The 16349-nt window shown below is 60.7% G+C and carries 17 protein-coding genes; 11 read left to right on the top strand and 6 right to left on the bottom strand.

Annotated elements, in window-relative coordinates; all coding sequences use genetic code 11:
* Nucleotides 1-67: 67 nt before the first annotated feature.
* The 6 genes from ribE to KO536_RS18630 all read left to right on the top strand — a co-directional run bounded on the left by ribE (nt 68) and on the right by KO536_RS18630 (nt 4072).
* A complete protein-coding gene (ribE, locus tag KO536_RS18605) occupies nt 68-544 on the top strand; it encodes a 6,7-dimethyl-8-ribityllumazine synthase (protein WP_003444275.1) in 477 nt (158 codons plus the stop codon).
* Nucleotides 541-1041: a transcription antitermination factor NusB gene (nusB, locus tag KO536_RS18610; RefSeq protein ID WP_133077063.1), complete on the top strand. Its 501-nt coding sequence runs from the start codon at nt 541-543 to the stop codon at nt 1039-1041. Before ribE ends, nusB begins: the two co-directional genes overlap by 4 nt.
* A 15-nt stretch (nt 1042-1056) precedes the next feature.
* The gene (gene thiL, locus KO536_RS18615; protein ID WP_133077062.1) at nt 1057-2016 is read left to right on the top strand and encodes a thiamine-phosphate kinase; all 960 of its coding nucleotides are present in this window, start codon (nt 1057-1059) and stop codon (nt 2014-2016) included.
* A gap of 225 nt (nt 2017-2241) precedes the next feature.
* Nucleotides 2242-2859: a GTP cyclohydrolase II gene (gene ribA, locus KO536_RS18620; protein WP_219262620.1), complete on the top strand. Its 618-nt coding sequence runs from the start codon at nt 2242-2244 to the stop codon at nt 2857-2859.
* Nucleotides 2856-3275, top strand: coding sequence for an MFS transporter (locus KO536_RS18625; protein WP_133077060.1), 420 nt, complete (start codon nt 2856-2858; stop codon nt 3273-3275). Before ribA ends, KO536_RS18625 begins: the two co-directional genes overlap by 4 nt.
* The gene (locus KO536_RS18630; RefSeq protein ID WP_219262621.1) at nt 3275-4072 is read left to right on the top strand and encodes a cobalamin-binding protein; all 798 of its coding nucleotides are present in this window, start codon (nt 3275-3277) and stop codon (nt 4070-4072) included. The genes KO536_RS18625 and KO536_RS18630 overlap by 1 nt, the downstream gene beginning before the upstream one ends.
* Before the next feature lie 15 nt (nt 4073-4087).
* Here the strand turns inward: KO536_RS18630 and KO536_RS18635 are convergent, their stop codons facing one another.
* The 6 genes from KO536_RS18635 to KO536_RS18660 form a co-directional block, all read right to left on the bottom strand.
* Nucleotides 4088-5959: a TonB-dependent receptor domain-containing protein gene (locus KO536_RS18635; protein ID WP_219262622.1), complete on the bottom strand. Its 1872-nt coding sequence runs from the start codon at nt 5957-5959 to the stop codon at nt 4088-4090.
* 130 nt (nt 5960-6089) lie between these two features.
* Nucleotides 6090-7988 (bottom strand): 1-deoxy-D-xylulose-5-phosphate synthase, encoded by a 1899-nt coding sequence (gene dxs / locus KO536_RS18640; protein WP_219262623.1) that lies wholly within the window; start codon nt 7986-7988, stop codon nt 6090-6092.
* Nucleotides 7989-8119: 131 nt separating this feature from the next.
* Nucleotides 8120-9007, bottom strand: a complete 888-nt coding sequence (ispA, locus tag KO536_RS18645) for a (2E,6E)-farnesyl diphosphate synthase (RefSeq protein ID WP_133077056.1) — start codon at nt 9005-9007, stop codon at nt 8120-8122.
* Nucleotides 9004-9246: an exodeoxyribonuclease VII small subunit gene (locus KO536_RS18650; RefSeq protein ID WP_133077055.1), complete on the bottom strand. Its 243-nt coding sequence runs from the start codon at nt 9244-9246 to the stop codon at nt 9004-9006. Before KO536_RS18650 ends, ispA begins: the two co-directional genes overlap by 4 nt.
* A gap of 128 nt (nt 9247-9374) precedes the next feature.
* Nucleotides 9375-10157: an SDR family NAD(P)-dependent oxidoreductase gene (locus tag KO536_RS18655; protein ID WP_219262624.1), complete on the bottom strand. Its 783-nt coding sequence runs from the start codon at nt 10155-10157 to the stop codon at nt 9375-9377.
* Nucleotides 10158-10256: 99 nt separating this feature from the next.
* Entirely contained in the window at nt 10257-11327 is a 1071-nt protein-coding gene (locus tag KO536_RS18660) for a sigma-54-dependent Fis family transcriptional regulator (protein ID WP_133077053.1), read from the bottom strand.
* Between the two features lie 152 nt (nt 11328-11479).
* On the opposite strand from KO536_RS18660, the gene KO536_RS18665 reads away from it, so the two are divergent.
* The 5 genes from KO536_RS18665 (at nt 11480) to KO536_RS18685 (ending at nt 16311) form a co-directional block, all read left to right on the top strand.
* Nucleotides 11480-12388 (top strand): LysR family transcriptional regulator, encoded by a 909-nt coding sequence (locus KO536_RS18665; RefSeq protein WP_133077052.1) that lies wholly within the window; start codon nt 11480-11482, stop codon nt 12386-12388.
* A gap of 236 nt (nt 12389-12624) precedes the next feature.
* On the top strand, nt 12625-13794 hold the full coding sequence (locus KO536_RS18670; RefSeq protein WP_219262625.1) for an acetyl-CoA acetyltransferase: 1170 nt from the start codon (nt 12625-12627) through the stop codon (nt 13792-13794).
* On the top strand, nt 13791-15368 hold the full coding sequence (locus tag KO536_RS18675; RefSeq protein WP_133077050.1) for an acyl-CoA synthetase: 1578 nt from the start codon (nt 13791-13793) through the stop codon (nt 15366-15368). Before KO536_RS18670 ends, KO536_RS18675 begins: the two co-directional genes overlap by 4 nt.
* Nucleotides 15368-15919, top strand: coding sequence for a hypothetical protein (locus KO536_RS18680; RefSeq protein ID WP_133077049.1), 552 nt, complete (start codon nt 15368-15370; stop codon nt 15917-15919). Before KO536_RS18675 ends, KO536_RS18680 begins: the two co-directional genes overlap by 1 nt.
* Nucleotides 15916-16311, top strand: a complete 396-nt coding sequence (locus KO536_RS18685; RefSeq protein ID WP_133077048.1) for a PPC domain-containing DNA-binding protein — start codon at nt 15916-15918, stop codon at nt 16309-16311. The genes KO536_RS18680 and KO536_RS18685 overlap by 4 nt, the downstream gene beginning before the upstream one ends.
* Nucleotides 16312-16349: the final 38 nt, after the last annotated feature.

Raw genomic sequence — 16349 nt, forward strand, 5'->3', positions numbered from 1 at the left:
TCGTGGCCCAATATCCTTAAAGAACGCACGCGAGTGCGTTCTGGCTCTTTAATACGAGACATACCGAATGACCCTGAAGACCATCGAAGGTACCTTCATCGCCCCCAAAGGGCGCTACGCTCTGGTAGTTGGCCGTTTCAACAGCTTTGTTGTCGAAAGCCTGGTGAGTGGTGCCGTTGATGCCCTGGTTCGCCACGGTGTGAACGAAAGCGACATCACCATCATTCGTGCGCCGGGTGCGTTCGAAATCCCGCTGGTTGCGCAAAAAGTTGCCCAGCGCAACGAGTTCGCCGCCATCATCGCCCTGGGCGCCGTGATTCGTGGCGGTACTCCGCACTTCGAATACGTTGCTGGCGAATGCACCAAGGGCTTGTCCCAGGTGTCCATGCAGTTCGGCGTACCGGTAGCATTCGGTGTACTGACTGTTGATTCGATCGAGCAAGCCATCGAGCGTTCCGGCACCAAAGCCGGCAACAAAGGCGCTGAAGCTGCCTTGTCCGCCCTTGAAATGGTCAGCCTGTTGGCACAGTTGGAGGCCAAGTGATTTCCGACGAAAGCGATCGTTTCAACCCGCGCGATCCAAAACCTGCGGACGCTGGCAAACCCTCCAAGAGCGCCAAGCGCCGTGAAGCGCGTCAACTCGCGACTCAGGCCCTGTACCAATGGCACATGGCCAAGCAGTCGTTGAACGAGATCGAAGCGCAGTTTCGCGTCGATAACGACTTCACCGACGTTGACGCCGCTTACTTCCGTGAAATCCTGCACGGCGTACCTGCGCACAAAGGCGAGATCGATGCTGCGCTGATTCCGTGCCTGGACATCACCATCGAAGAACTCGACCCGGTTGAGCTGTCCGTTCTGCGCCTGTCCACCTGGGAGCTGATCAAGCGTGTCGATGTGCCTTACCGCGTTGTGATCAACGAAGGTATCGAGCTGGCTAAAGTGTTCGGTTCCACCGACGGCCACAAGTTCGTCAACGGTGTGCTCGACAAACTGGCGCCACGCTTGCGTGAAGCTGAAGTAAAGGCTTACAAGCGCTAAACGGCGCTGTCGGCCATGGGCGAGTTTGAGCTGATCCGCAACTTCTTCGCTGCCGCGCCCTGTGCGCAGCGCGGCGAGGGTGTTGCCCTGGGGATTGGCGACGACTGCGCCCTGCTGGATGTTCCCTTCGGGGAACAGCTGGCAATTTCCACCGACACCCTGGTAGCCGGGGTGCACTTCGCAGATCCTTGCGACCCTTTCTTGCTCGGTCAGCGTTCGCTGGCGGTGGCGGCCAGCGATTTGGCGGCCATGGGCGCAACACCCCTCGCCTTTACCCTTGCCCTGACCTTGCCGACGGTTGAAGCCGATTGGTTAGAGGCGTATGCCCGCGGATTAAACATGATGGCCCAAGCCTGTGGCCTGCGCCTGATTGGCGGCGACACCACGCGCGGCCCGTTATGCCTGACGCTCACGGTGTTCGGCCGGGTACCCAACGGCCAGGCCCTGACCCGCAGCGGTGCCCGACCCGGCGACCTGTTGTGTGTGGGCGGTGAGCTGGGCAATGGGGCTGGCGCGTTGCCGCTGGTGTTGGGGCAGCGTACCGCCGAGCCGATCATCAGCGAACCGTTGCTGGCCCATTACTGGTCGCCGCAGCCGCAGCTGGCGCTGGGTCAGGCATTGCGCGGCAAAGCCACTTCGGCATTGGACATCTCCGATGGCCTGCTCGCCGACTGTGGCCATATTGCCTTGGCGTCACAGGCGGGTCTGGTGATTGAGCTGGACCGGGTGCCCGTGTCATTGGCGCTGGAAGAGTTCCTGGGCGATGGCGGTGCGCAGCAAGCGGCGTTGAGCGGGGGTGACGATTATGTTCTGGCGTTCACCTTGCCCGCGCTTGAACTGCCGACGTTGCTGGCCGATGGCTGGCCGATCCATGTGATTGGTCGCGTGGTCGAAGGGCAGGGCGTGACTCTGCTGGATACGGATGGCTCAGACATCACCCCTGCAGTGCGCGGATATCAGCATTTTCATGCTTGACTCTGTGGGAGCGGGCTTGCCCGCGATGACATCGCCACGTTCAGCCTGATACACCCCATCGCCTGTTTCGCGAGCAAATCCGCTCCCACAGGTACTGTGTGTGCCACAAGTCATCAAACTTTTAGATATTTATCCTCGGTAATTCAGCCTAAGCGTCTGTTGGAACCTCCTGTTACAATGCCGCCTCTGCGAATTTCCAGTCCTCAAACTGATCAGGAGCACACGGTGCCCGTCGTTTTCGTTGCCGCTTGCAAGTTGCCTACCCCCTTTGCCGAATTCACCATGCATGGCTTCCTTGAGAAAACCACGGGCCGTGAACACGTTGTGCTCAGTTTGGGCGACGTGGCCGATGGTGCTCCGGTGTTGGGGCGGGTTCATTCTGAATGCCTGACGGGTGATGCCCTGTTCAGCCAGCGCTGTGACTGCGGTTCTCAGCTCGAAGCGGCCTTGCAGGCCATTGCCCGCGAAGGGCGTGGAGTGCTGTTGTACCTGCGCCAGGAAGGCCGTGGCATTGGTTTGTTGAATAAAATCCGTGCCTACGAGCTGCAAGATGGAGGCGCCGATACCGTTGAAGCCAACGAGCGTCTTGGCTTTGCTGCCGACCAGCGCGATTACGCCATCTGCCTGCCGATGCTTGAGCATGTAGGTGTGCAGTCGTTGCGTTTGATGACCAACAATCCGCGCAAGGTCAAAGCCTTGACCGATATGGGTATCACCGTGGCAGAGCGTGTTCCGCTGCACACGGGGCACAACCCGCACAACAAACTGTACCTGGCGACCAAGGCCAACAAGCTCGGTCACATGATGGGCAACCAGCATCAAAACGAGGCTGACCCGGCGTGACCCGCGGTCAGCGCCGTCGGCGCCTGAGCTTCAGCTGGTGGCAACAGTTGATACTGACCCTGCTCCCGCTGGTGCTGGCCAACTGGTTTTTTGGCGACTCCGAGCCGCTGTTGCCTGATCTGACGATGCCGTTCTTTATTGCTGGCGTGGCATCCATGTTCGCGACCCTGCGCACGTTCGGGCCATACAAACATGGCCTGATCAACCTGCAAAAAGCCCTCGACACCCCGCAAGAACCGGCGGCCTGGGATGAGCTGGCCCGTGTGCGTCATCGTGCCTTGCTGGCAGCGGGGTTGCCCACCTGGATCGCCGCCCTGGCAGTGTTTGTCGGGCTTGAAGGTGTGCCCCTGTTGCTGCTGGCCTTGTCGACGCTGGTCCTGTTTTACCTTTACCGCATTCCCCGCCAGGTCGGCTGATGCGCGTCTTGCTGGCGGCTCTGCTGCTGAGCGCCAGCATGCTTTCTCTGGCCACCCTCCGTGTGGTCAGCCTTTCACCTTCCTTGTCTGAAATGGTTGTCGAACTGGGCGCTGCCGATGTGCTGGTGGGGCGTCTGGATGCGGGCGAGCCATTACCGGAGCTGGTCAGCGTGCCCTCGGTGGGCCGCTACGGGCAATTGGACATGGAGCGCCTGCTCAGCCTTCAACCCGACCTGCTGTTGCTCTGGCCGGGCAGTGTGGGCATCGCACAGCGCGAACAGCTGCGTAACCTGAAGATTCCGACCTACATTGCTGAGCCCGGTAGCCTCGAACAATTGGCGGATCAGCTTGAAGCCCTGGCCACTGCCCTCGGGCGCCCGGCACGGGGACACCAGTTGGCTGGCCAGTTGCGTCAACGTCTTGCCGGGTTACGGGCGCAGTATCAGAGCGACAAGCCGGTGCGAGTGTTCTATCAGGTGTGGGATCAGCCTCTGTACACCATCGGTGGTGGGCAAATCATCAGTGATGCGCTGGCCGTGTGCGGGGCGAAAAATGTGTTTGACGACCTCAAGCTGCCTGCGCCGCAAGTCAGTATTGAATCCGTTCTGCAGCGCAATCCCGAGGTGATCATTGCCAGCACCCAGGCGCAGCTGGATGCCTGGAAAGCCTGGCCGCAAATTGATGCGGTCAAGCATGGGCGTTTGCTGTTGTTGGCCGACAAAGGCCTGGAACGCCCAAGCGGGCAGATGCTGGAAGCGACCGCCAGATTGTGTGAGCAGTTGATCAAGGCTCTGTAGTCGCTGCCGCAGGTGTCATAACTCGGGGGTCCAGGTGATGGCCAACTGCAAGCTGCGCCGTTCTTCCCGATAGCCGTAGTAGTTGCCGTCATAGCTGTAGAGCGCGCGGGTGAAGCGCTTGTCCAGCAGGTTGTCGACCTTCACATCGAACCGCACTTCTGAACTGGCCTGCCAGTTGCCGCGCAGTCCCAGCACGCCATACCCGCCAATGGGTTGCTTGTTGTCTTCATCGTTGAAGCTGCTACTCACCGCTTGCCAACTGGCGCCGACACCCATCTTGTCGAATTGCCGATCCAGATCCAGGCTTAACGTCCGGCGTGCGCGACGGCCCAACGTGTGGCCGGTGCCTTTATCGCGAGGGTCGATGATCGCGATGCCCAGACTGCTCTGCCAGCCGAACCACTCCTGCTGCAAGGCACTTTCGAAACCGGTGATGTGTGCTGCGCCGATGTTCTGCTGGATGAAGTCGGCATCGGCCACAATCGCGTCACGAATCTCGGTACGGTACAGCGAGGTTTCCAGGCGGCTGGTTTCACTCAGTTGGCTGCGCCACTGCAGTTCGTAGCTCTTGGAATGTTCCGGTTTGAGATTCGGGTTGCCGAATTGTGGGTAGTACAAATCATTGAACGTAGGTGCGCGAAACCCTTCGCTGTAAGACAGCAGCACATCATTGTCGGCGTTGAGCGGTACAGTCAGGCTGGCGCTCCAGGTGTTGTGGCTGCCGAATTGCTGGTTCTGGTCGTGACGCAGGCCCAGCTCGGTCGAAAAGTAATCACCGTGGAAGCGGTGCTGGATAAAGGCGGCGCGGTTCCAGCGACTGTCCTCGTCGAAAACAGTACTGCTGCGCACGCGGTCTTCATAGGTGTCTGCGCCCAGGATCAGGGTGTTTTGATCGTCCAGCGTCAGGTTGTTTTGCCAGTTCAGCGAGTCGCGATAGGTATTGAAGCTGTAGAGGTCCGGGCTGAGCTTGTCCCGGGTTTTTTCACGGTTCTCGCTGTGGCCCAGCTCCAGGCGTGAATTCCAGCGCTCGGCGAGTTGGGCGTCGATAAAACTGGCGACGCTGCTGATATCGAAGTCGCTGTAAAGTTGCTGGCCGCTGACTGTCATGGTGCTCGGGTCCCAGCGCCCGAACGAGTTGTCGAGTTCGGTCTTGCCGATGTTCTTCATCGCCGTCAATCCGACCTCAAGGTCTTCGCTCAGGTAGTGGCTCAGATTCAGGCTGAGTGACTTGTTGCGATAAGCATCATGGTCGTTGTCGCTGGGGAAGGACTCGTGAGTACGGTTGATCCCCGCGGTCTGTTCGAGACTGGCGCTCAAGTTGTAGCGTGTTTGCGCATCACCACCGGATATCCCGACGCTGTTGTCTGAGCTGCCATAGCTGCCCATCGCGCTGCGGACTCGAAGCTGCGGGGCCTGATTGGCGCCACGGCGAGTGAAAATCTGAATCACCCCGCCGATCGCATCACTGCCGTAGATCACTGATCGCGATCCGCGCAGCACTTCCACGCGTTCGATCTGATCGATATTCAGGTACTGCAAGTTGCTGTCGGCCGAAGTGGCATTGGCCATGCGTTGGCCGTCCACCAGCACCAGGCTTTGTGCCGACTTGGTGCCGCGAATATAAATCCCCGGCAAACCGCCGCGCCCGCCGCTGCGCGCCACTTGAACACCCGGTACCCGGCCCAGCAGGTCGGTCAGGCTGGTGGGTTGCAGGCGGTCGATATCTTCACGGGTGAACACGCTGTTGGCGCTGCTGCTGTCGGAGCGCGCTTCAACCTGACGATTGCCGGTGATCAGTGTTTGCGGGAGTTTGAGCGCGTCTTCGCGCTCGGCGGCGTTGGCCAGCAACGGGCTGCTGAGGATTAAAACCAGACGAAGGTGTTTCATGGGCTCTCGGTATCAAACCTGTAGCCGCTGCCGCAGGCTGCGATAAGGTCCGCAGGACCTTCGCTATGTAAAGCGCGATCCCTTCGGGCTCGATCGCAGCCCGAAGGCAGCTGCTACAGGTACAGGTTGGTCAGAGACCCAGCAATGCCATGCGCTGGCGCACCGAGGCTTCAATGCCTGGCGCATCCAGGCCGCACTCGGCCAGCATCTGGCTCGGTTTGGCGTGCTCAACATAGATGTCCGGCAGGCCCAGGTGCAGGACTGACTTGAGCACGTTTTCACGGGCCAGGAACTCGCTGACACCCGCACCGGCGCCACCCATGATGGCGTTTTCTTCGATGGTCACCAGCAGCTCATGGCTAGCAGCCATTTCGCGTACCAGTGCTTCATCCATCGGTTTGACGAAGCGCATATCGACCACGGTGGCGTCGATTTTTTCTGCCACGAGCAAGGCTTCGGCCAGTTGCACGCCAAAAACCAGCATGGCGACCTTGGAGCCCTGGCGACGAATCACGCCTTTGCCGATTTCCAGCGGCTCAAGGTTTTTTTCGATGGGTGCGTTCGGGCCGGTCCCGCGCGGGTAGCGCACGGCCGCCGGGCCGTTGTACAGATGGCCGGTGGTGAGCATTTTGCGCAGTTCGTTCTCGTCGCTCGGGGTCATGATGACCATGCCCGGGATACAACGCAGGAACGACAGGTCGAAGCTGCCTGCGTGGGTCGGGCCGTCTTCGCCCACCAGACCTGCACGGTCGATGGCGAACAGTACGTCCAGATTCTGTACGGCGACGTCATGCACCAACTGGTCGTAACCGCGCTGCAGGAATGTCGAATAAATAGCCACGACAGGCTTGGCGCCTTCGCAGGCCATGCCGGCAGCGAACGTCACGGCGTGCTGTTCGGCAATCGCCACGTCGAAATAACGCTTGGGGAAACGTTCGCTGAAAGCGATCAGGTCCGAGCCTTCTTTCATGGCCGGAGTGATGCCCATCAAGCGTTCATCGGCGGCGGCCATGTCGCACAGCCACTCGCCAAAGACGGCCGAGTACTTCGGCCCGCTCGCCACTTTTGGCGCCGCTTTCGGGGCGTTCAGCGGTTCAAGCTTGGTGATGGCGTGATAGCCGATCGGGTCAGCTTCGGCGGGAGCAAAACCTTTGCCTTTCTTGGTGACGATATGCAGGAACTGCGGACCTTTGAGGTCGCGCATATTGCGCAGCGTCGCGATCAGGGTCGGCAGGTCGTGGCCATCGATAGGGCCGATGTAGTTCCAGCCCAGCTCTTCAAACAGCGTGCCGGGTACCAACATGCCCTTGGCATATTCTTCGGTACGGCGAGCGATTTCCCACGCGCCAGGCAGACGCGAGAGCACCTTTTTGCTGCCTTCGCGCATGCTGGCGTAAGTGCGGCTCGACAGGATCTTGGCCAGGTAGTTGGACAACCCCCCCACATTGCGCGAAATCGACATGTCGTTGTCGTTGAGGATCACCAACATGTTGGCATCCACTTCCGGCGCGTGGTTCAGGGCTTCAAAGGCCATGCCGGCGGTCAGCGCTCCGTCACCGATCACGGCGATCGCCTTGCGGTCGCTGTTCTGCAGGCGGGCGGCAATGGCCATGCCCAGCGCTGCGCTGATCGAGGTGCTGGAGTGGCCAACGCCAAAAGTGTCGTACTCGCTCTCGGAGCGACGCGGGAAAGCGGCTACGCCGTCTTTCTGGCGCAAGGACGCCATTTGCTCGCGACGGCCCGTGAGGATTTTGTGCGGATACGCCTGATGACCCACATCCCACACCAGTCGGTCGTCCGGGGTGTCGAACACGTAGTGCAACGCAATGGTCAGCTCAATGACACCCAGGCCGGCACCGAAATGCCCGCCCGTCTGGCCGACGGTATAGAGCAATTCCAGGCGCAACTCATCGGCCAGGGTTTCCAGCTCGGCTTCGGCCAGGCGGCGCAGGCCCGCAGGCGTGCCTGCCCGGTCGAGCAGGGGCGTAGTCGGACGGTTGCGGGGAATCTCTTGAAACGTCGTTGGCATCAGGCGAATCGTTATAGGTATAAGAAGAGGCGGCAGTTTACCTTAAGGAACGTAAGCTGCCCACGCAGTCTGGCACTCGTTAGTAAGACCTTGGCATTAGAGCTGTCAGAAATAATTACCGAGTGTGACGATTAATGGCGGCGCTCAACGATATATCGCGCCAGTTCACGCAGCGGTTCGGCGCCTGCATCAAAATGCCGCAGGGCGTTGAGTGCCTGGTCGCGCAGATCCAGTGCATAGCCTTTGGCCTGCTCCAGACCCATCAGCGCCGGGTAGGTCGGTTTGTCGCGTGCAATATCGGCGCCCTGGCGTTTGCCCAACGTCGCGGTATCGCTTTCAACATCCAGAATGTCGTCCTGAACCTGAAACGCCAGACCAATGGCTCGCGAGTAAATGTTCAGTGCCTGAAGATTTTCGGCAGTCGCGTTGCTGCTGGCCAGGGCGCCCAGTTGCACACTGGCTTCGATCAGGGCCCCGGTCTTGTGCCGATGCATGTTTTCCAGCGCCGCCTGATCGAGCTTCATGCCTACAGAACCGAGGTCAATGGCTTGGCCGCCGACCATGCCTGCCGGGCCTGCAGCCTGTGCGAGGGCAGTCACCATGCGCAAGCGCGTTTCAGCATCCAGGGTGTTGAGTCGGGGGTCGAGCAGGGCGCTGAACGCAAGGCTTTGCAAACCGTCGCCGGCCAGAATGGCGCAGGCTTCATCGAAGGCCTTGTGGGTGGTGGGCTGGCCGCGTCGCAGATCGTCATCATCCATTGCGGGCAAATCATCATGCACCAGCGAATAGGCGTGGATCAGTTCGACGGCACACGCCGCGCCATTGGCTTGCTCGGGGGCGCTGCCCAGGGCCTGGCAAGCGGCATAGGCCAGTAGCGGGCGAACGCGCTTGCCGCCATTCATGACGCTGTAGCGCATGGCCTCGTAAAGACGGGCCAGCTCAGGAGCCGGAGCAACAAGCAAACATTCAAGCGCCGCATTGACGCGGGCCTGGCTGCTGATCTGGTAAGCATCAATCATTCGGACTGTTCCGCATCAAAAGGCTCTTGTGCCAACTCACCATCACGCTCAAGCAGGATCTGGACTTTCTGCTCGGCCTGGGCCAATGCGCCCTGGCAGTCACGGGTCAGGCGGATGCCTTGTTCGAAGGCAGTCAGAGAATCTTCCAGCGACAGCTCGCCATTTTCCAGACGCTCGACCAGTGTTTGCAGGTCAGAGAGCGACTGTTCGAAATCCGGTGAAGCTTTTTTGCGGGCCATGGCGGCATTCTCGGTAGGCGTTAAAACCGGCCGACACTAGCAGACAGCGGGTTTTGGGGCAAATCGGGGGCGGCTTGCCCCCGGTTCAATTTGACCGATAAAACCCGGAAAACCGGCATGGCGACCCATTAGTCGCGCATGTACCCACCGTCCACGTCCATGATTTCGCCGCTCACAAAACTGGCCGCATCCGACGCCAGGAAACACACTGCTGCGGCAATGTCCCGCGGTGTTCCGGCACGCCCCAGGGGCATGTCTGCCAGCACCCTGGCCCGTGCTTCAGGGCTCAGTGCACTGGTCATGTCGGTATCGGTCAAGGCCGGGGAAACGGCATTGGCGGTGATATTGAACGGCCCGGCTTCACGTGCCAGGCCTTTGGTCAGTGCAATCACGCCTCCTTTGGCGGCGGCGTAGCAGCTGTTGCCCAGCAGCCCGCCACCACGTTTTCCGGCGACAGAGGCTATGTTGATGATTCGTCCCGACCGCCGGGCCATCATGCCTGGCAATACCGCCTTGGCGCAGTAGAAAACACTGTTCAGGTCGATAGCCATGACCCGTTTCCACTCGGCTGCACTCACCTGCAGCAGGGGCAAGGTCGAGACGATCCCGGCATTGTTGACCAGGATATCGACGCTGCCCAAGACCCGTTCAACCTGGCTGACCATTGCCTCCACCTGCTGTTCGTCGGCCACGTCGACCCCCAGCCCGATGGCATGGATGCCCAGTTCGCCCAGTTGGGCAACGGCACGCTCGGCGGCGCTGTGGTCGAGGTCGCAGATCGCGACCCTTGCTCCGCATTGGCCAAGGGCGACGGCGATGGCATACCCGATCCCGCGGGCAGACCCGGTGACCAGTGCGTTACGGCCCTCCAGCGAAAGGCTGATCGGCGCAAAATTGGCGGGAGCATTCATTATTATTATCCTTTGGTCTGGGCGCATGTCGGCCTTCCCCTTAATGGAGAATGGCCGGCTCCGGTTATGTCAGTCGGTTAAGTCAGTCGGTGAAAGCAGTCAGGAAGGGGCGTAGCGGCCCAGTGCCAACTGGTCTTTGAGCGGGGCAATGTTCAGCCGCCGAAGCACGCGATACAGCGAAGGTCGGCAGATGCCCAGCGCCCGCGCCGCAGCCGTCATGTTCCAGCGGCAGTCGACGAGTACGCCCAGTACATCTTCGCGCTCACCCAGTGGGGGCGCGGGGATTCTGCCCAGACGAATCGGTGTGACGTTGTGCGGGTGTGCACGGGACGGTTGCGCAGGCTGCTCTCCCGTTTGTGCCAGAAAATCCGCAGGCAGATCACAGCGCTGGATGCGCGCGCCTTCCATGACGGCACAGGCATAGCGAATGACGGCCCGCATCTGGCGCAGGTTGCCAGGCCAGGCATGCCCGAGGAGCAAGGTCCAGACATCGTTGGCTATCATCTGGCGCGGATCGCAGCCGGGGATCTCGGTGGCGACCATTCGGCACACCAACTCAGCACGGTCAGTGCGATCGCGCAGCGGCGGCAATTGCACCACGCCCGTGGCAATGCGATAGAACAGGTCTTCGCGAAAGCTGCCGTTCTCCACCAGTTGCGTAAGGGACTGGTGGGTCGCACAGATCAGCGCGAAATTCACCGGCACACTGCGCTCGGCACCCAAGGGGGTGATCTCGCGTTCGGCGATCACCCGTAAAAGGCGGGTCTGCTGCTCGAATGGCATGTCCCCGATTTCATCGAGGAACAAGGTGCCGCCGTCTGCCTGCGCGACCTTGCCTTTTTTGCCCCCCGGCAGGGCGCCGGAAAACGCGCCACGGGAATAACCGAACAGCTCGCTTTCGATCAGGGTTTCGGGGATGGACGCGCAATTGAGGGCAACCATCGGCGCGGCATGGCGCCGGCTGTGTTCGTGCAGCGCACGGGCCAGCACTTCTTTACCCGTCCCTGTTTCGCCCTGGATGAGCACGGCAATGCCGCGCTCCATCAGGAGCAATGCGCGGCGAAAAGCCTGACGCACTTGCGGATCAGTATCGTGGGAAATGTCGCATTCAGGGTGGACAGCAGTTGTACGGTCTTGGGTAAACGAAGGTTGTTCGTATACGGAAGGCATCAGCGTCACCTTTTATTATTGTATAGCTTGTGACTATGTCGACTCGCCGCACTTGTGATACAGCCGTCGATATGGCGTTAAATGACAGTAACGAGGCGCACCGATATTTTCCAATCCATAATAAATCATCCATTGATACCTTTGAGAGCATCATGATCGAGCTCCGTCACTTGAACTATTTCCGCACGCTCGCCGAAACACTGCATTTTGGTCGCGCCGCAGAACGCCTGCATATTTCGCAGCCGCCACTGTCGCGGCAAATTGCCATGTTGGAGGAGGAACTCGGGGTAAAGCTGTTTGATCGATCGAGTCGACGGGTAGAGCTGACGGAGGCTGGTCAGCGCTTTTACCTGGATACCGCCACGGTGCTGGCTGCGTTCGAACAGGCCAAGCGCAACGCCCTGGCTGCGGCGCGGGGCGCTGCGGGGGAGCTGTCAGTGGGCTTCATGATGTCAACGGCCTACAGCGTTACCCCGGCGATTACCCGGCGCTACGCGGCGCAGTTTCCCCAGGTCAGCCTCAAGCTCACCGAGACCTTGCCCCTGGACCTGGCCGAGGACATCAGCAGCGGCAACAAAGACGTTGCCATCATGTACCGCCCCCAGGACTGCTCCGGGCTCGAATCCGTGACCCTCTACCGGGAAGAAATGACCGTGGTGCTGCCGCCGGGTCATCGACTCCTCGAACAGGCCATCATCGACCCGAGCGAGCTTGCCGGGGAGACCTTCATCATCGTGCCTCGGCGGATTGCCCCGGCGCTGCACGACATGATCTACAGCTACTGCCTGCAGCACGGTGTTACGCCGAACATCGGACTGGAAATCAATATGCAGCAAACCATCGTCAACCTGGTGGGTGAAGGTCTGGGGATTGCGATCGTGCCGCGCTCGATGCGCAACATGCGGCTGACCACCACCACCTTCAAACCGTTGCGCGCTGCACCGGTGATTGAAGTGGTGGCGGTGTGGAAGGCCGACAATCACAACCCCTGCATCGAGACCTTCATCGAGAGCGCCCGACAATCCTGTGCGCTGGTGTCTTGTGAAGAGGTGGTGAGTTGAGCCGTGGTTGCTGACGGGCGCGCGCCTCGACCGGTCGCAAACCCCTGAGCCCGTACACGGATCTGAAGTGACAGCTGTCTCCCTGAGTGTCTCCCGCCTGCACTCAGGCGACAGTTGCCCCGGCAACGCTAATTCCTCTGCACCCCTTGCTGCATAAGGCCTGCGCCAACTTGGCCGGGCTTTGGCACCGCTCTTGCTATCGACCTTGCAAACACAATTAATGCAAGGAACACCTTATGCGATCGCCTGTTATTACTGGCTGGTATCACTCGCCATTCGGCAAGTTCGACCAACTCGACCCTGAACTCATGATGGCCGAGGCCGCGTTGGGCGCGCTGGCCCACGCTGATATCGCGCCGGAGCAGATCGACTCCGTTCACGTCGGCCATTTCAACGCAGGCTTTCTCTACCAGGATTTTCCATCTGCGCTGCTGGCCAATCACATTCCGCAATTGCGCTTCACGCCTTCAGTTCGCGTGGAAAACGCCTGCTCTACCGGCTCCGCTGCCATCCACTCGGCGCTGCAGGCCGTGCTCAGCGGCCAGAGCAAGCACGCCCTGGTGGTGGGCTTCGAAAAGATGAATACGTTGCCCACCGCCGAGGTCGGCAAGATCCTGCTCAAGTGCTGTTACGCCAAGGAAGAAGCCAACATTGAGGGCGGCTTTGCAGGCGTGTTCGGCAACATTGCACAGAGTTACTTCGACCGTTACGGCGACCAGTCCGATGCGCTGGCGATGATTGCCGCGAAGAACCATGCCAACGGTGTACTGAACCCGTACGCTCACATGCGCCGGGATTTCGGCTATGACTTCTGCCGTCATCCCTCCGAGAAAAACCCGTTTGTGGTCGGGCCACTGAAACGTACCGACTGCTCTCTGATCACCGATGGTTCGGCCGCCCTGGTGATCAGCCGCGAGGATCTGGTGGGCGGTCGCGGTCAAGCCGTGCGCTTCCGTTCTGCGGTGCAAGTCAACGACTACATGCCGCTGTCCAGGCGAGACCCGACGTTCTTCGAAGGCGCAGCCCGCGCCTGGCAGCAGGCCCTGCAAACAGCAGGCCTGAGCCTGGACGACCTGTCGCTGGTCGAGACCCACGACTGCTTCACGGTCGCTGAATTGATGGAATACGAAGCCATGGGCCTGGCCGAGCGCGGCCAGGGTGCGCGTGTCATCGCCGAAGGCATCAGTCGCAAGGACGGGCGCCTGCCGATCAACCCGTCTGGCGGCCTCAAGTCCAAGGGCCACCCGATCGGCGCCACCGGGGTGTCGATGCACGTCATGGCCGCCATGCAGCTCACGGGCCAGGCGGGGGACATGCAACTGCCCACGGCCGATCACGCCGGGGTGTTCAACATGGGGGGCGCGGCGGTGACCAACTACGTGAGCATCCTGGAGACCGTGCAATGAAAGGTATCGACAACGTCATGAACCTGGGCGAAATGCTCAACCAGATCGCACGTCGCTATCCCGATGCGCCCGGCCTTATCCGGGGTGGACGTGAATACACCTGGAAAGAAATTTCCATGCGGGTCGATAGCGTCGCCGCCGCGTTGCGCGACCGCGGTATCGGTAAGGGCGACAAACTGCTGGTGCATTCGCGCAATAACTTGCCGCTGTTCGAAAGTGCCTGGGTCGCGTTTCGTCTGGGCGCTGTGTGGGTCCCGACCAATGTGCGGATCACCCCGGTGGAGGCGGCTTACCTGGGCAGCTCCAGCGGCGCGGTGGCCATGCTTTACGACGAAGGTCTCGAACATTACGTCGACGCTGTGCGCGAAGCGTCGCCCAGCCTGCAGACGGTCATCGCCATCGGTCAGCCCCGCAGCGGTGAGCTGGGTTACGAGCAGTTGCTGGATGAGGGCCGCGCTTCGTATGCGGCTTTCCGTGCGGCCGAAGTGACGTACCACGACCCGCTGTGGTTCTTCTACACCTCAGGCACCACCGGCCACCCCAAGGCCGGGGTGCTGACCCACGGCCAGATGGCTTTTGTCATTACCAACCACATCGCCGACCTGATGCCCGGCCTGAACCAGCACTCGCGTTCGCTGGTGCTCGCTCCGCTCTCCCACGGCGCCGGTATCCATGCGCTGGTCAATGTCGCCCGAGGGGCTGCCTGCGTCCTGCCGGCCAGCGACAAGCTCGATTGCGATGAGGCCTGGCGCCTGGTGCAGGAGTACCGCGTGGATAACCTGTTCACCGTGCCGACCATCGTCAAAATGCTCACCGAAAGCGATGCCGTCGACCGCTACGACCACAGCAGCCTGCAACACCTGATCTACGCGGGCGCGCCGATGTACCGCGCTGATCAACGCCATGCCCTGAACAAACTGGGCAAGGTCCTGGTGCAGTATTACGGCCTGGGCGAAGTGACCGGCAACATCACCGTGCTGCCCGCCGACTGCCATGAAAGTGAAGACTCGCCAGACGCCAAGGTCGGCAGCTGCGGCTACCCTCGAACCGGCATGCAAGTGGCGATTCTCGACGAGGCGGGCAACGAACTGGACACGGGCATAGACGGTGAAATCTGCGTGCGCGGGCCCGCAGTGTTCAGCGGTTACTACAACAACCCGAAGGCCAACGAAAGCTGTTTCAAGTTCGGCTGGTTCCACACGGGTGACCTAGGCCATCTGGATGAACAGGGCTACCTGTTCATCACGGGCCGCGCTTCGGACATGTACATTTCCGGTGGGTCGAACGTGTATCCACGGGAGATCGAAGAGGCCCTGCTCAGCCATCCAGCGGTAACCGAGGCTGCGGTGCTGGGCATGCCCGACGCCAAGTGGGGGGAGTCCGGTTACGCCGTCATCGTCACCACTGCCGAGGTCACGGACGAACAACTGCTTGCCTACCTGGAGCCACGCATTGCGCGCTACAAATGGCCCAAGCGCTTTGTGCGCTGGGCCGAAATGCCCAAGTCCGGCTACGGCAAAATCGTCAAGAAGCAGATCCGTGCGCTGCTCGAAGAACGGCAGGAGGTCGCCTGATGAATGCTCATTTTGCCGAGCGCAGCGGCGTGCGCACGTTCATCCACGCAGGCCCGTCCCTGGCCCCGCGACTGCTTGACCTGGAAGTGCCCGGCAGCGAAGAGATACGCATCGTCCTGCCGCTGGGCAGTAATGTCGGCGCCAGCCTGCTCAAGGTGCTTGAAGGTCGATGCTTCGCCAGTGCCGTGGGTCGCATTGTGTGTGGCGGCGCCGCGCACCTGAGCTATCACCGCATGATCGTCACCGACAAGCCGGAGCGGCCCTATGACTACGGCCAGCCGGTGGTTCTTGAAGGCCATATCACCTTTATCAGCGGCGCCATCACCGTCGGGCGCGATGTCCGGGGCGCTCCATTGCTGCACGGCCATGCCGGGTTTCTGGACAGCAATGGCGAGCAGCACGGCGGGCATCTGGTACTGGACAAACTCATCGTGGGCAGCGAGCCCATGACGATCAGTCTTTGCCTGTTCAATCAGGTGGCCTATCAGGTGCAGCCTGACGCTGAAACCCACTTCAACCTGCTTCACCCCGTTCTCCAGGAGGTGTCATGAACGTCGCTGCAGTCCAGGAATCACAAGTTCAGGGCGGCCGACTGGGCCGTCTGGTCATCGCACGCCTCAAGCCCAATGAAGACATCATCGACAGTGCCGAAGCCCTGTGCAGAGAGCACGGAATCCATCTGGCCGTGGTGCGCGGCGGTCTGGGCAGCCTGATTGATGGTCAGCTCAGCTACCAGGGCCGCGAAGGCATGATGAAGATCCCTGTCGAAGGTCCGGGGGTGGAAATCCTCAGCATCAGCGGCGAAATTCTCAGCGGTGAAAGTCGTCTGCAGGCGGTGCTAGCCGATGCGGACGGCAAGCTCTACGCCGGTCGCTTGGAGCGCGGCAAAAACCTCACGTTCATCACGGTCGAGTTGACGCTGCAGGAGTGGCTGCCCGACTGAACCCTCGCAACCCATAACAAGAAAATCGAAACCGCACA

Source organism: Pseudomonas sp. NKUCC02_KPG, assembly GCF_019345465.1.
Classification (GTDB): domain Bacteria; phylum Pseudomonadota; class Gammaproteobacteria; order Pseudomonadales; family Pseudomonadaceae; genus Aquipseudomonas.

Excerpts from the sequence above, each read along its gene's own strand:
- ribE (WP_003444275.1), top strand. The coding sequence starts at position 68 with ATGACCCTGAAGACCATCGAAGGTACCTTCATCGCCCCCAAAGGGCGC.
- thiL (WP_133077062.1), top strand. The coding sequence starts at position 1,057 with ATGGGCGAGTTTGAGCTGATCCGCAACTTCTTCGCTGCCGCGCCCTGT.
- KO536_RS18630 (WP_219262621.1), top strand. The coding sequence starts at position 3,275 with ATGCGCGTCTTGCTGGCGGCTCTGCTGCTGAGCGCCAGCATGCTTTCT.
- KO536_RS18635 (WP_219262622.1), bottom strand. The coding sequence starts at position 5,959 with ATGAAACACCTTCGTCTGGTTTTAATCCTCAGCAGCCCGTTGCTGGCC.
- dxs (WP_219262623.1), bottom strand. The coding sequence starts at position 7,988 with ATGCCAACGACGTTTCAAGAGATTCCCCGCAACCGTCCGACTACGCCC.
- ispA (WP_133077056.1), bottom strand. The coding sequence starts at position 9,007 with ATGATTGATGCTTACCAGATCAGCAGCCAGGCCCGCGTCAATGCGGCG.
- KO536_RS18650 (WP_133077055.1), bottom strand. The coding sequence starts at position 9,246 with ATGGCCCGCAAAAAAGCTTCACCGGATTTCGAACAGTCGCTCTCTGAC.
- KO536_RS18655 (WP_219262624.1), bottom strand. The coding sequence starts at position 10,157 with ATGAATGCTCCCGCCAATTTTGCGCCGATCAGCCTTTCGCTGGAGGGC.
- KO536_RS18660 (WP_133077053.1), bottom strand. The coding sequence starts at position 11,327 with ATGCCTTCCGTATACGAACAACCTTCGTTTACCCAAGACCGTACAACT.
- KO536_RS18665 (WP_133077052.1), top strand. The coding sequence starts at position 11,480 with ATGATCGAGCTCCGTCACTTGAACTATTTCCGCACGCTCGCCGAAACA.
- KO536_RS18670 (WP_219262625.1), top strand. The coding sequence starts at position 12,625 with ATGCGATCGCCTGTTATTACTGGCTGGTATCACTCGCCATTCGGCAAG.
- KO536_RS18675 (WP_133077050.1), top strand. The coding sequence starts at position 13,791 with ATGAAAGGTATCGACAACGTCATGAACCTGGGCGAAATGCTCAACCAG.
- KO536_RS18680 (WP_133077049.1), top strand. The coding sequence starts at position 15,368 with ATGAATGCTCATTTTGCCGAGCGCAGCGGCGTGCGCACGTTCATCCAC.
- KO536_RS18685 (WP_133077048.1), top strand. The coding sequence starts at position 15,916 with ATGAACGTCGCTGCAGTCCAGGAATCACAAGTTCAGGGCGGCCGACTG.